We start from the raw sequence: 14616 nt of genomic DNA on the forward strand, positions 1-14616 counted from the left end.
CGAAGAGCCTTTAATAAGATAATTTGGTCTTCGGTCATATGATATCAACTCAATTTGTTGTTCCTGCATACTGTTCTAAATTGTTATAGAAATCCTCACTTCGGGAAAAATCAAATGTTTTATTTAAATCAATTTTGTCTTCTCTGGCTTTATTAATAATCTTTTTCATTTCTTTAACTATTGAACCATGTAAAATAATTTGCCCACACAAATCATTTGAACATACTTCCCCAGGTACATTTATGAAATATACATCTTTTCCATTAACCACTCGTTTAACTGTGACGGCCGCCTCCTTCAATACAGACCCGCAAAGCGGACAATTCATGATAATTACCTCCTAGTATTAATATACAAAGTTTAGACTTTGCTACTTATTTTAATATTTGTTTAAATTATTTATTATAAATTTGACTTTCCATGGGGCTGAAAAGCCCCTGGAATCAAATAATTATCACTATTAGAACTACTTTCGTTTTCTTCTTCGATTATTGTCAAATAAGTTTTGATTAACAATATATGCCGTTTTTATTGTTACCCTTTGCCCAACTAGACATACAACATGAAAAGGAGGAAAATCAATGGTTCACAAAGAAAAATCACTTTTGTAGATTTAAAAGGATACTCCCAGTGCAAACTGATCAGTTCTCCCTCTGTCATGCAAAATTCTAATAAATCAGACCCACTATCGTCATTATCCATTTCTTCGAGGGAATGCGACGTATAATTTATTGCATATTCGTCTTTTCCACTTACATATTGTTTAAAACAGGAATGTACATACGATGTAATCTTGTCCCTAAGCTCGCTCGTTATATCCATTCTCTCCCCCCGTTCCTCTTTTAACGAACCTTTACCAGTAAATACCCAAAAGTTGAACTATTATGCAACAAAAAGTTGAATTTAGGTCATCCCTTTTAGCAAACAAAAGCATTGTTCTGAACAAGGCAAAAATATTTTCTCTTATCTATGGGAGGTCTCACATGAGAGTTGCTCTATACATACGCGTTTCGACCGATGAACAGGCCAAGGAAGGCTTTTCCATCCCTGCTCAAAAAGAACGGCTTACCCAGTATGCACAATCCCAAGATTGGGACTTACACGACTTTTATATTGAGGAAGGCTTCTCAGCCAAAGACACAAACAGACCTGAACTCCAACGAATGATGGACCATATACGGAAGAAAGAAATTGATATTGTTCTTGTTTATCGCCTGGACCGGCTGACCCGATCGGTCCTTGATTTATACCGGTTGTTGCAGGAATTTGAAAAGTATGAGGTGAAGTTCAAAAGCGCAACCGAAGTATACGACACCACAAGCGCTATAGGGCGCCTGTTTTTGACACTTGTAGCCGCCCTGGCGCAATGGGAAAGAGAAAACCTTGCCGAGCGTGTACGATTTGGTATGGAGCAAATGGTGCTTCAGGAAAAACGACCGGGTGGGCCTCCCCCCTACGGATATAATCTTGTTGATCGAAAACTGGTCATTAACGAGGATGAAGCCGCCGTTGTACGGTACATTTTTAACCGATATCTTAGTGGTGTGGGCATGAACAACATTGCAATCGAATGCAATCAGCTCGGTTACCGAACAAAATCAGGAAAAGATTTTAGCCGAATCGCAATTTATAATATCTTACAGAACCATGCGTATTTTGGAACGCTCCGGTGGAATTATCGCGAAGGAAAGCATACGGTAAACAACCCTGATGATTGGATTCTCTTCGAAGGTACCCACCCGGCCATAATCGATAAAGAAATGTTTAAGGCCGCTAAAAGGATTCATGAAAATAACAAACCTAAACACCCTCGCCAAATCGGTTCTAATTATATATTTTCTAGCGTAGCCTACTGTGCCAGGTGCAACGCTAAAATGGTTGGCCACACTATGACAAAAAAGAACTCGGATTATATTATCCGTCGTTACATCTGTCAAAATGCCCGGATTAAAAAATGTGACTCCCCGGCTCTGACGGATTATTTTGTGGAGGAGTCTTTCGTGGACAAATTAGATTCCATCATTGAATCCTATTCGAGCATTGCAGAAACAACGGAGTTGAAGAAACATAAGAAGTCTCCAACGAATAAAAAGCACCTGGAATCCGAGCTGAAAAAGATAGGTGATCAGCGCAAAAGGTTTCAGATTTTGTTTTCCGAGGGATTAATAGACATTGAGGATTTACGTGAACGTGTGAACGAGCTTAGGGAGAAGGAAGAACGCATTAAAACTGAGCTCACATTGTATGAAGCCTATCAGGCTACTCTTTCGGAAAATGAAGTCATTGAGATAATCACAAATACCAAAAAAGTGTGGGAGAAGGCCAGTACCAAAGAGAAAAAACAAATGGTCTACATTCTCGTCAAGAAGATCGTTCTGGACCTTCCAGATGAACAAAGGAAAAAGCGTAAAAATAAAAAAGTGATCATTAAAGAGATTGAGTTTAATTAAACATTGCTTAGTATGCCTATGGTCAAGGGAGGAGGTCCTCCACTGCCTGTTTCCCCGATTAAAAACGTGGAGGATGTTATCCGCTTTGCCGCTTCCCAAATACCGCCGCAGAAAGTCATGATGGGCATGAATTTATACGGGTATGACTGGACGCTGCCTTATGTTGCAGGCGGCAAATTTGCCCGCAGCATCAGCCCGCAGCGTGCTATCCAGATTGCCTTGGAGAATAATGCGGAGATTGAGTATGACAATGAGCAGCAGGCTCCGCACTTCTCTTATTACGACAAGCTGGGAAGACAGCATATCGTATGGTTTGAGGACGCGCGCAGCGTCAGCGCCCGCTACCAGCTTATCCAGAAGTATGGGCTGCGGGGTCCCAGCTACTGGGTGCTTGGCAACGAATTTCCTCAGAATTGGCTTGTGCTCTCAGACATGTTTAGAATTCGAAAGCTTGTTTAGGGATGAGAAAAACATCGCGGGCCATGCTGCTCTCTCCTTTCCCCTCATAGAAGTATTACGGCCGCTTTGTGGAACGACGGACGGACCGGCAAATCATCTGGGTATCTCATTGATGGAGACAGTTGCCGGTCTTTTTCGCCCTCTGTTCCACACGCTCCACAAGGGGAAAGAAAGGTGCGCACATGCGCCTCACGATGTTTTTCTTCGCTGTTTTGGGACCGGAGTTCCCTTTCAAAAATCTCAAGGGAAACTGTCAAGCCTATAAACTTCCCTAAAAGAGAAAGGGACCTATTGGTCCCCATCCAAAACAACTTTAACGAATTAAAGCAATATATGGTTTCTTATACGATAAACAAACGCCCGCAGACCGATTCCCCTAGGGAAATCAAGGTGTGCGGGTTTTTATGTTTTGTTGTTCGCTTATACTATTGGCTTTCAAGGTGCTTTCGAACAGCCGAAGGAATGCTGAACCCTTCACCTAATACTTCTTTGGCGTCAAAAATGACAATAAAGGCCCGTTCGTCCACTTCTTTGATAATGCGTCTGAGCTTATCCAGTTCATGCACGGCGACCACAACAAACAGCATATTGCCTTCCTGTTTCGAGTAACCGCCCATCGAATGGAGCATTGTAACACCGCGAATCAACCGTGTTTGAATACTTTGTGCGATATCGTCTGATTTACTAGAAATAATCATCGCACCCCGCTGTTTCGTCTGGCCTGACAGCAGCATATCCACTACTCGCGCGCTGACAAATACAGCAACAATGGTAAGCATCGCTTTTTCCAGGCCGATAATGGCCGAGGAAAGCGAGATAATGATAAAATCGATCAAGAAAAGAAACTTCCCCAGTTCGATATTGCGGTATTTATGCTGGAGCACCCGGGCAATAATATCCCCCCCGCCTGTAGTGCCGCCAACCCGGAATATGAGGCCAATGCCAGCTCCCGCGATTATCCCCCCATAGATAGGCGCAAGAATCACATTGTGCAACGGCGGAACGTGCCAGGACGACGTGGCATCGATGAGTATGGATGTCATAAGCATCCCGTACGCGCTTAGAATGAGGAATCCTCTTCCGAGCACCAGATAACCAAGAATAAATATTGGGATGTTCATCACGATTATAAGCAGGCCCACCGGGGTATTGAACATGTAATGCAGCAGCAGTGAAATCCCGGTTACACCGCCTTGAGCCAGGCGGTTGTTAACAAAAAACGCATTGACTGCAATGGAGTACAAAAAGCAGCCGATCGTAATAAACAAATAAGGCCGAACGTTTTTCCAAGCCATTCTTGACTAGGCTCCCTTCCACTTATAAGTACTTACACCATATTATTGCATTCTATAAAAAAAAGAAAGGTTCACCGTTTCATGAACCTTTCCTCATGCGATTAATGGTATTTATTGTAGTACTCTGTAATGCCCGCTGCTAATGCATCGGCGACACGCTGCTGGAATTGAGGGGTTAACATGGTTTGGTTTTCAGCTGAATTCGTAAGGAACCCTAATTCCACGAGCGTCGACGGCATACTGGTATTTTTAATGACATAGTAGTTGGCCGTTTTCACACCGCGGTCGAAAAATCCCGTTGCCGAAATCAGGTGTTTATGGATGATCGCAGCGAACGTACTGCTCTGGCTCGTGCGATAATACGTCTCCGTTCCGTGCGCACTTGGCACAGCGGAATTCGCGTGAATGGACAGGAACACATCAGCCTTCGCTCCATTGGCGATATCGACGCGGTCCTGAAGACTCGGCAGTGTATCTCCCGTTCTCGTCATGATCACATTGAAATTGGGATTATTGCGGAGGTCAGCTGCCACTTTAGACGCAACGGAAAGCGTTAGTGTCTTTTCGTAATTGCCCGCTGCACCAACGGCCCCTGAATCTGATCCCCCATGGCCCGCATCGATAACAATCTTATACTTTCCCTGTCCTGACGGAGCAGGCTTCGGCGCAGGAGCAGGTGCTGGCGTTGGAACTGGTGCCGGCGTTGCGGTTGTTAAATCAACTTTAACTTCACCATCCAGTGTCGTTACATGATAAGCTGCAGGTGAAAACAAGTCCAGTACAACTCGCGCTTTGTACGTCGCGATTCAGATGTCTGGCTGTAACGAATCGCCTCGATTAAGGAAGAAGTTACATTGTTGTTTTGGATGTTTAGTTTTGTGTTGTTGAAATCCAGCACAATTCGATAAGGATTCGCCATCGTAGAGCTGGCAGGCTCCATCATTTTCCCATCGGTCTTAATGCTGATGCCTGTGTCTGTCTTAACAATATCTGTGATGTTATGCAGGTTGTCCAATGTACATACCGTATTGGTGTGGTCCCATGTGGCCTTGGCGTTAATGAGCTGGGAAAGGTATTCTGGTGAAACGACAAACTGTCCGTCCACAGTGCGAAAACCTGTTGATTCATACGAACCCTGACACGGACTTAGCGTGTATTTTTCTGTACCTTGCTGGAGAATAACTTTCCCATTCCACGTCTTCACATCATAACCAAGTACCTTTGCAAGTGGATTTAGACTGGCGAAGTTGCCTGCCGGCAGGTGATAAACATTCACCCCGCTCGGCTTGGATCCATTGACCTGCATTTGAACAGGCTTGTTGACCACAACGGTATGGGTACTGTTCTCATAGCCAACCGTTGCCCCTAAAAAATCACCCATTTGTCTAAAAGGAAGAAACATCCGGTTATTAATAATAGTTGGAGCTACATCCATCCAGAGGGCTTGTCCGTTGACATTAGCTGTATGCTGAGCATTCTGCAGCTTAATCTCTTTTCCGTTGCTGCCTGTTACGGTAACAATGCCTGTATTTTGATCCCAGGCGACTGTGACGCCATATGCATTTCCTAGTGCGGAAAGCGGAACCATGGTGCGGCTGTTGATGATTTGCGGCGGAACATCTGAAACCAGATCGGATCCATTCACTACTACCTTCAAAGTAGTGGATGCAGCCTGGGCGGTTTGGACACCGCCGCCTATCCATGCCAGCACAAATAATAGCGGCCACAGCAGTAAAACTATTCTTTTCATTATCTCGCCCCCTTTTGCTTTTCTAAGTTGCCAGAAACCACTGCTCCCTTCTGAAACCAACTTCCGTATGTACACGGACGACAAGCACACTATTAATTAGACGCTATGAGTGCTGGAATTGTTACCCGACATATGTACTATTTTTCTGGAATGGATAAAAAAACTCATTGACGGCAAGATAATGACGCATTCATGTAGATCTAAAACAATAAACAAAAAAATTGCCGGATTTACCGGCAGTTTGTCATCGTATTAAATTGATGCTGTTTACAGTTGTTCCGCCAGTTTCTCCATTTCATCGAGTACGCCAGCGAACACCTGGAGCGCCTGCACAACGGGTTCAGGCTTCGCCATATCGACTCCAGCTTTGCGCAATAGCTCGATCGGATAATCGGATCCGCCGCTTTTCAGGAATGACAAGTACCGCTCAACAGCAGGCTGGCCTTCCTTTAGTATTTGCTGGGAAAGGGCAGTTGCAGCTGAGAACCCTGTTGCATACTGGTAGACATAGAATTCATTATAGAAATGGGGTATGCGGGACCATTCCATGTCAATATCCGGATCAATGACCATATCTGGCCCATAGTAATCCACATTTAATCCGCGGTAGATGCTGCAGAGAGTTTCCGGTGTTAAAGCTTCCCCGGCTTCCACTTTTTCATGAATGATCTTCTCGAATTCAGCAAACATCGTCTGCCTGTAGATGGTTCCCCTGAACTGCTCAAGATAGTAGTTCAGCAGATACATTTTTTTACGGGGATCCTCTGTCACTTTAAGCATGTAATCCATAAGCAGCGATTCGTTGCAGGTAGACGCTACTTCCGCCACAAAAATTTTATACTGGGCGTACAAGTAAGGCTGGTTTTTATCGCTGTAATAGCTGTGCATCGCATGGCCCATCTCATGCGCCAGGGTAAACAGGTTGTTTACGTTGTTATGATAGTTCAACAGAACGTACGGGTGTGTTCCATAAGCGCCCCAGGAGTACGCCCCGCTTGTTTTGCCCTCATTTTCATGCACATCGATCCAGCCGGAGGCAAAAGCTTCCTTTAAAACATCAATATATTCTTCGCCGAGGGGAGCGAGGCCTTTCTGTACAAGCTCCATCGCTTTGCTGTATTCAACGGTAAAATCAACTTCTTTCACCATTGGCACATACAGATCATACATATGGAGTTCATCCACACCGAGAAGTTTCTTGCGCAGCGCGACATATCGGTGCATAGCCGGTAGATTATCCCTGACGGCTTTAATTAAGTTGGTATACACGTCTACAGGTATATTGTCGTTGTCCAGAGCCGCAGCCAGAGCTGAAGGATACTTGCGGACACGCGCATAGAAAACATCCTTTTTAACGCTGGCATTAAGGGTGGCAGCAAGCGTATTTTTCTGCTTTTTATACGTGTCGTACAGCCCTTCGAATGCAGCTTTGCGAACATCCCGGTCCTGATTTTCCATCAACTGAAGATAACGGCCGTGTGAAATCTGGACTTCCTCGCCCTTCTCATCCTTAATAACTGGAAATGAGATATCCGCATTATTAATCATGCCAAATATATTTTGCGGCGCCTGGGCAAGCTCGCCTGCCTGCGCGATAATCCGCTCCTCTTCAGCGCTTAAGACGTGCTCCTTCTGGCGCTTAATTTCTTCCAGGAAAAATGTGTAATCTTTAAGTTCCTCGCTTTTAATGAAAATGTTAAGCTTGTCCGCCGGCATGCCAAGAATCTCAGGCACGAGAAACGATATGGCACTTGATAAGGCTACGCTGAGCGAAGCTGCACGGTCGGTTAACGCCTGATAGGTCGTGTTGGCGTTATCTTCATCCCTGCGCATTCTGGCATACACATACACGCGTTCCATCGCAAGCCCAAGCTTTTCATATATTTTTAGAGCGGACGCGAGTTCTTCCGGGGACTGCGCCAACCGGCCCTGAAACTCCTTCATCTCATCAACTAGCTTATTTACCTGCTGGAATTGTTCCTCCCAGGCCTGATCGGTTGAAAACAATTCCTCAAGCTTCCACTTCATTTCTGCAGGAATTTCACTTCTTTTCGGGAGTGTTTTCTGCTTTGTATGTTCCATGTTTTTATGTGCGGTTTGATGTTGCACCGCTTCCTCCTTCCAGCCATAGGGTTCTATTCCATACCCTTACTATGTGACAGCGTAACTGTTTTCATTAGAAAAATTCGCCTTGGTGAGGTTTTATTCCTCTTTTAAGCTGCAGTTGCTGCAACGCTACTGTGCAAAAGTATGATCGCCTATCACCGTTATAACGGGGCGAGTGCGTATCCAGGCATCATCCGTCAATTTGGGATCATAAAAATACAAAGCCCCATTGGTGGGATCCTGTCCAAAAAATGCTTCCCGCGCTGCGCTTCTGGAGGACGCCGATACGCTGACATTGTATATTCGGCCGTTTGCAACGGGTTCAAACTGATAAAAACCACCGCGATGCTGAAAAATAACCGCTTTTATGTTCTTGGGAAATTCATGATGCTTGACCCGGTTCATCACAACACTGCCAACAGCGATACGCCCCTTGTATGATTGATCGCCCGCTTCGGCTTCAATAATTCGTGCCAGCAGATTAATTTGCTCGTTCTGCCAGGCCGCCTTTCGTTTTTGTTTTTGCTGCTCAGCCAGATATGCCATCTGCTTTTCCTGTTTTTGCTGCTCAGCTAACAAGGCTAAATGTTTGATAATCATTCTTTTCTCGCTGTCTCTGTCGTCCATTGCTTCTAATTTGTCCTTACGTACGACAGGTTGTCCATTTATTTGGAACAGCATTTTTCCAGCGCCTTTTTCCACCTTAATAGGTGCTTTCATCACAGGGCTTGTAGAATGACCAGCCGAAAGGCCGAAGCGGATTGCCGAAGCACATAGGACGGCTGTCAACAGGTACCAGACTACTTTGTTTACCAGCGGCATGATATCGTTCCCCTCTGTGTAATTTCGCTCCCTGGCGATATTACACTCTATTCGCTTGTCCTCCGCTTTATGAATACAAAAAGCCCTGCCTCCTATCTCAGGTTGGCAGGGCTAATCTATTTGGCTGTTGTGCGTTATTGTTTCATCCGCTTTTTTCCTTCGCGGCACATATCCAGCAGCGGGCATACAGGACACTGGGGGTTTTGTGCTTTGCAGTGGTAGCGACCAAAGAAAATCATGCGGTGGTGAGTAATAGACCATTCATCACGCGGCACTTTCTTCATCAGCGTTTCCTCTACCTGGATGGGTGTATCCTTCCAGCGGGCAATGGCGAGCCTTTTGGAAACACGCTCCACATGCGTATCGACCGCGATGGCCGGCACGCCAAAAGCGGTGGACACCACAACGTTTGCGGTTTTTCGGCCCACTCCGGGCAGCTTAACCAGTTCGCTGTGCTCCTCAGGGATGTTTCCGTGATATTCATCGATTAACAATCTGCAGAGCTTTTGAATGTTTTTCGCTTTATTCCGGAACAGGCCGATGCTGCGGATATCCTGCTCCAGCTCCTCCAGCGGAACGGAGAGATAGTCCTCAGGCGTTTTATATTTAGCAAAAAGAGCGGGTGTAACTTTGTTTACGAGGGCGTCCGTACACTGTGCGGACAACAGTACGGCGATCGTTAGTTCAAACGGATTGCTATGGTTAAGCTCACAATGCGCATCCGGAAACATTTCGGCCATTGTATCCAGCACCCGGCGGATTTGATCTTTGGTCAGCAATGGAATTCACCTGTTATCTTCATTTTTTTGGTTATACTATCGACTGTAACAGTTGCGATTTTAGCCGTCAATGGCTACACTAATAGGAAACAAGGTAAATATAACACCTAGAGGAAAGGTTTGAATATCACCACTATGGCAAAAAAGCACATTATTTATAAACGGGATAACTGGAATATGATGACAGCGGAAGCGGACGGGGCACGCGTGATTATCCGTGAAATCTCATCTGAATGGGGCGAGGATACGTATATATTCAACAGCCGCCACGAAATGATGAACTGGGCGGGGCAGCATTTCGCGGCCCAGGACTATATTGGGCGCGATGAGGAATACAATCAGATTATGGAGACTTTTAGGTCCATATAACCTCTAACTTTCCTTATATAAACAGAAAAAGCCTAGGACATTGCTGCCACTGAGAATGTTCTGGGCTTTACATTGTTATCACTGCCAGCACGCTGCGTTAATTTTATTAAAGAAAGGAAGATGAATCATGGAAAACAGCCTTTATCAACGGGAAAATTTACGGCATCTTTCTAAATTGGGACAATTGGCTCCAGAACAACTTCAAGCTTTTCAATCATTTAGTGAGACCGCAATGGCAGCAGGTACGCTTACGAATAAAGAGAAAGAAATCATTGCAGTCGCCGTAGCGCACGCAACAGAATGTCCCTATTGCATCGATGTACATACCCGCAAAGCTAAAGCAGCGGGGGCATCCCTTGAAGAGCTGGTAGAAGCGGCTTTTGTAACAGCTGCTATTGAAGCTGGGGGGCAGTTGCGCACAGCACGCATATGCAGAACGCTTTGAATGAAGAAGCAGATGACACCCTGTATCGGCGTTCCAACCTTAAAACAGTAGCCAATTTGAAAGAATGGGCCCCTACTGGCTATAGTGCCTATACCCGTTTTAGCGCTTCAGCAACCAAAGAAGGAAAATTGAGTGCCAAACTAAAAGAGTTAATCGCTGTTGCTGTTGCCCATACCACAGAATGTCCATACTGCATTGACGTTCATACCAAATCCGCTCAAAGAGCAGGATCTACGAAAGAAGAACTTTCAGAGGCGATTCTAGTTGCAGCTGCGCTGCGGGCAGGTGGAGCTTATACCCATATCGCGAACATGATTCAAAGCTATGGAGATTGAATCAGAAAAAAAACAGCGAAAGATTAAAATTGGAATTGGTTTATTTTCTCTGTAGTTATTAAAAAACGAGCCTGGTCCTTGACCAGACTCGTTTTTTCTTGCCGCCAACCATGGTGTGGTTGTTTAAAGCGTGACAACAACCCTGATAGGGTTATCGACCTTTTCATGCAGTACATGAAGAGCTGTATTGACTTCCTCCAGGCTAAATCGGTGCGTGATGGATTCTTCTAGTTGAAGGCGACCCGCTGAAACCAATTCAATCAGTTGCTCTACATTTCTTTTTGTTCCACCATAGGAACCCAGCAACGATAGCTGTTTGCGAACAAAAATGGTTGGAGGAAGCGTGTTGATCACTTCTGGCCCTAGACCAACAACCACAGCCCGGCCTCCTATTCTTAAGCACTCCACAGCTTGAGAGATGGTGGAAGCTAATCCGATAAATTCAGCCGCAGCATCGACACCGGCTCCGTTCGTGTAGCGCATGATCGCTTCAACCGGAGACTCTTGTGCTGGGTTTATCGTAATATCTGCGCCAAGTTTTTTCGCGCGGGCCAATTGGTCATCGCGTGTGTCCACGACAAAAATTTGTTTAGCCCCAGCTATTCTGGCAATTTGGACCGCATGTAATCCGAGTCCGCCTGCACCATAAATCGCAATCGATTCACCCGGTTTTAGGGCTGCCCGGTCCACTAACGCGTGAAAGGGGGTAGTGACAGCATCCGTAAGAATGGCACCGACCGTAAAGGGAACATTTTTCGGTAAACGCACTAAATTTTTCGCCGGCATTGCTATGTATTCCGCTAAACCCCCGTTTTCTTGAATGCCTACTACTTTGCGATTCACACACACTTCCATATGTCCGGTGATACAGTTTGGGCAGCTACCACAGAACAAAAACGGCACAACCGAAACTCTGGACCCTATCTCCCACCCTTGTACCCCTTTGCCAACTTTCGCAATGACCCCGGCCGGTTCATGACCCAAAATAATGGGCTTGAAAGCGGTTGGTGTCACGCCTTCATAAACAATATGAATGTCTGAGCCGCATAGCCCAACCGCCTTTACTTGCACGAGAACCTCATCATCCCGTAAAGATGGAATAGGCACATTGTCAATTCGTAATGGTTGTCCAACTCCATAAAAACGAGCTGCTTTCATAGTTTCAGCCATACTCTTGCTCCCCCTTTGTGAGTGTATGCTAACTAAAAACCAAATATTTTATATTTTAACACAATTGTGATAATAAATCTCGCTATCTTTGATCCCCTTATGCATCCCGCATCTCTCAGCCACAGTCTTTATATGGGCCCGCCACCTTCTTGACTTTAAAAGAATTCCCACCTATTATAATGGAACAAAAAAAGGACACAGATGATTTTCTGTGCCAAGTAGTTGAAGGTGTGTAGCTGACGGTAATCTATTTTAATATAACCAATTTGTGTTAAATCCATGTTATGCAGATGTTAAAATGTGGTCAAAATATGATCAACATCCTAAATTCATCATTTGGCTTTCCCTTAAAAAAAGAAAAACCCTATATCAAGGGTTTCCACCAGCTGGCGTTCGAATAACCTCTGCTGTCCTCTTCGTTCTCCAAATTGAAACTTACCGGTTTGTTCTTCCTAACCGCCATTCCGACGCCTCCCCGCTTGAAATAAGATGCTGTGTCATCTCATGTAATGTTAAAAGATATGGCTACGCCTCAAAAAGAAATGCATGTCCATAAAGAAAAAATTCCGTTGGCGGCGGAATCATTCATTATCCTCTATGTTTTTAATTTCGATTGCCTTAAGATGGCATATCCTTTTACGAAATCCCTCTATTTTTGCCGAAAAAAAGCCTCCTACTAATAAGGTAAGAGGCCAAACTGGGATGCGATTACTCTTCCCTACTTGCGCCGGACCAACCCATCCCTGGACCACCTGCTCCTGGCGAACCCATTCCGGACCAACCAGTTCCAGCTGATCCCATACCCGGCCAACCGCCGCCCGATCCACTCATACCTGGCCAACCGCCACCTGGTGTACCCATTCCGGACCAACCGCTGCCTGGCCATGATGTGCCGGAAGATCCAGGGGTTCCTACACCTGACCAACCTGAACCGCTTCCTGAGCTTTCCCAGGCTGGATCCTTACCGGGTCCTCCATGTTTTGATTGCATATATAAGCGATCTACACATTGTGTGTGATAATAATGTTTTCTATAAAAATGATCATGCAATTGTGGATTCTCGTATTTGTATTTTTTCATTAATAACCCGTATAACTCAGCTTTTTTCAGGTGATATCTTAATTTATCCATTCTCTTGCCTCCCCAATGTTTTTCTTACCTACGAAAATATACATATGCGGAGGCCTATGAAGGTGTATGGGCGTTTGTCCATAAAATGAATAAATTTTTATTTGTGTATGTAAAGCAAAGAATGCTTCGCATTTTGAACGAGTCGGGGTTAAGCAAGGAAGAACAGTTAGAGATTTTACATAAATTAATGAAAAACACTGATACTATCTAAAAGATAAAAGGTCAAAAGGCCGAGAGTAACTCCCGGCCTTTTCGTTATGTCACTATCCACTTATGTCCATCATTCAAACTGTTGGTTAGTGCATTCCGTACATCGCCAGCATTTGTTGCTTCATTACTTACATCGATCACTGCAACCGTCTGTTTTGTTCCGGCTTTATACTGAATCTCTACTTTGTAATTCTGACCTATACCCACAGCATCCAAGTGAAATTTATCTGAGGTATAGATACTGTTTCTAGTTCTCATAATTGTACTAATGTCAGTGATATCGGCAATGATATCATTCTGAATCATTCAAATTAACCTACTTTTCCGAAATCGTTTGGCATAAACCTGCCCCTTCCTAATAGTTAATTTTGGCACAAGACTATACTATTAGTTAAATTAAGGGGAAAGAACTAATTTGTTGTTAATTTACAAAAAAAGATAGCTACTGAAGGGCACTGCAAAAGTATACTTTTTTTGAAAACGCAATTAATTAAAGAAAAAACGAGCCTTCTAGAATCGCTTCTAAGGCCCGTTTAGCGAATAGGGAGTGATTTTTATCCCCTTTGTTATAATTGGAGTTGCAATTACATAGTGTTCCTTACCAATCGGGCTTAACATGTGCAAAAATGGCATTAAAAACATGCCGGAGACAATCAAACTGATTTCAAGAGGCTATGAAAAACGTGAAAAAGTCACTTTAGTATCCTAAAGGTGGTCAAAATGTGGTCAAAAGCTCATTTCCAACATTCGATCACCCCTTCAAAAAAGAAAAAACCCTTATATAACAAGGGTTTTCACACGCCCGCTTCCATGCAGTCTGAACAGTAACCATAAATTTCGAATTTATGACCCGTAATCATAAAGTCTTTTGGCGATCCGAATATCACATTCATAGGGCACATTTCAAAGGAAATCGTTTTTCTACATTTCGTACAGATGAGATGGTGATGATGGTGGGTGCTGCCGCAACTGAAACGGTATTGCTTTTCACCTTTAAATTCGGTTGTTTCTAATAGACCGAGCTCTTCAAATAAAGTCAAATTTCGGTATATCGTATCAAAACTGAGGTTTGGATATTCTTCCTGCATGTCGAGCAATACTTCCTTGGCCGACAGGTATCGCCTCTTTTCCGAAAACAAGCGAACCATCTTTTCTCTTTTACCTGTGTATTTGTATCCCTTCTCTTTTAACAAATCCAATGCATCCGTTATTTCCATTTCTTCATCTCCTTTAGAAAAGGTTTAAAAATAAGGAATTCAAACGAACCATTGAACCTTTCATGGTAATGTTCGTCA

Annotated in this window: 16 protein-coding genes; 5 read left to right on the top strand and 11 right to left on the bottom strand. The window is 44.3% G+C overall.

The features are described from left to right. Positions 1 to 49: 49 nt before the first annotated feature. Positions 50 to 328 carry a YgiT-type zinc finger protein gene (locus tag PP175_RS15145; protein ID WP_272439166.1) on the bottom strand — a complete coding sequence of 93 codons (279 nt, stop codon included), beginning with the start codon at positions 326 to 328 and terminating at the stop codon, positions 50 to 52. A 655-nt stretch (positions 329 to 983) separates the two neighbouring features. Here PP175_RS15145 and PP175_RS15150 point away from each other — a divergent pair. Continuing rightward, entirely contained in the window at positions 984 to 2450 is a 1467-nt protein-coding gene (locus PP175_RS15150) for a recombinase family protein (RefSeq protein WP_272439167.1), read from the top strand. 12 nt (positions 2451 to 2462) lie between these two features. Continuing rightward, complete coding sequence (locus PP175_RS15155) at positions 2463 to 2909, top strand: glycosyl hydrolase family 18 protein (protein ID WP_272443283.1); 447 nt, start codon at positions 2463 to 2465, stop codon at positions 2907 to 2909. A gap of 425 nt (positions 2910 to 3334) precedes the next feature. Here the strand turns inward: PP175_RS15155 and PP175_RS15160 are convergent, their stop codons facing one another. From PP175_RS15160 to nth, 6 genes are all read right to left on the bottom strand, one after another. Continuing rightward, positions 3335 to 4204 (bottom strand): YitT family protein, encoded by an 870-nt coding sequence (locus PP175_RS15160; protein WP_272439168.1) that lies wholly within the window; start codon positions 4202 to 4204, stop codon positions 3335 to 3337. Between the two features lie 101 nt (positions 4205 to 4305). Continuing rightward, on the bottom strand, positions 4306 to 4977 hold the full coding sequence (locus PP175_RS15165; RefSeq protein ID WP_272439169.1) for an N-acetylmuramoyl-L-alanine amidase family protein: 672 nt from the start codon (positions 4975 to 4977) through the stop codon (positions 4306 to 4308). Next, on the bottom strand, positions 4950 to 5954 hold the full coding sequence (locus tag PP175_RS15170; RefSeq protein WP_272439170.1) for a stalk domain-containing protein: 1005 nt from the start codon (positions 5952 to 5954) through the stop codon (positions 4950 to 4952). The genes PP175_RS15165 and PP175_RS15170 overlap by 28 nt, the downstream gene beginning before the upstream one ends. A 267-nt stretch (positions 5955 to 6221) precedes the next feature. After that, entirely contained in the window at positions 6222 to 8036 is a 1815-nt protein-coding gene (pepF, locus tag PP175_RS15175) for an oligoendopeptidase F (protein WP_272443284.1), read from the bottom strand. Positions 8037 to 8189: 153 nt separating this feature from the next. Further along, a complete protein-coding gene (locus PP175_RS15180; protein ID WP_272439171.1) occupies positions 8190 to 8882 on the bottom strand; it encodes a cell wall hydrolase in 693 nt (230 codons plus the stop codon). A gap of 134 nt (positions 8883 to 9016) precedes the next feature. Continuing rightward, complete coding sequence (gene nth, locus PP175_RS15185; RefSeq protein WP_272439172.1) at positions 9017 to 9661, bottom strand: endonuclease III; 645 nt, start codon at positions 9659 to 9661, stop codon at positions 9017 to 9019. Positions 9662 to 9781: 120 nt separating this feature from the next. Between nth and PP175_RS15190 the strand changes: the two genes are divergently transcribed. The 3 genes from PP175_RS15190 (at position 9782) to PP175_RS15200 (ending at position 10810) form a co-directional block, all read left to right on the top strand. Continuing rightward, on the top strand, positions 9782 to 10030 hold the full coding sequence (locus PP175_RS15190) for a hypothetical protein (RefSeq protein WP_272439173.1): 249 nt from the start codon (positions 9782 to 9784) through the stop codon (positions 10028 to 10030). Between the two features lie 127 nt (positions 10031 to 10157). Then, positions 10158 to 10475 (top strand): carboxymuconolactone decarboxylase family protein, encoded by a 318-nt coding sequence (locus PP175_RS15195; protein ID WP_272439174.1) that lies wholly within the window; start codon positions 10158 to 10160, stop codon positions 10473 to 10475. Then, positions 10472 to 10810 (top strand): carboxymuconolactone decarboxylase family protein, encoded by a 339-nt coding sequence (locus PP175_RS15200; protein WP_272439175.1) that lies wholly within the window; start codon positions 10472 to 10474, stop codon positions 10808 to 10810. The genes PP175_RS15195 and PP175_RS15200 overlap by 4 nt, the downstream gene beginning before the upstream one ends. Positions 10811 to 10933: 123 nt before the next feature. Here PP175_RS15200 and PP175_RS15205 read toward each other — a convergent pair whose 3' ends face one another. The 4 genes from PP175_RS15205 to PP175_RS15220 all read right to left on the bottom strand — a co-directional run bounded on the left by PP175_RS15205 (position 10934) and on the right by PP175_RS15220 (position 14538). Further along, positions 10934 to 11980, bottom strand: coding sequence for a zinc-dependent alcohol dehydrogenase (locus tag PP175_RS15205; RefSeq protein ID WP_272439176.1), 1047 nt, complete (start codon positions 11978 to 11980; stop codon positions 10934 to 10936). Between the two features lie 708 nt (positions 11981 to 12688). After that, entirely contained in the window at positions 12689 to 13111 is a 423-nt protein-coding gene (locus PP175_RS15210; RefSeq protein ID WP_272439177.1) for a hypothetical protein, read from the bottom strand. 255 nt (positions 13112 to 13366) lie between these two features. Continuing rightward, on the bottom strand, positions 13367 to 13627 hold the full coding sequence (locus PP175_RS15215; RefSeq protein WP_272439178.1) for a hypothetical protein: 261 nt from the start codon (positions 13625 to 13627) through the stop codon (positions 13367 to 13369). Positions 13628 to 14115: 488 nt separating this feature from the next. After that, positions 14116 to 14538, bottom strand: a complete 423-nt coding sequence (locus PP175_RS15220) for a Fur family transcriptional regulator (protein WP_272439179.1) — start codon at positions 14536 to 14538, stop codon at positions 14116 to 14118. Positions 14539 to 14616: the final 78 nt, after the last annotated feature.

Origin of the sequence: Aneurinibacillus sp. Ricciae_BoGa-3 (assembly GCF_028421645.1) — a bacterium.
GTDB lineage: Bacteria > Bacillota > Bacilli > Aneurinibacillales > Aneurinibacillaceae > Aneurinibacillus_B.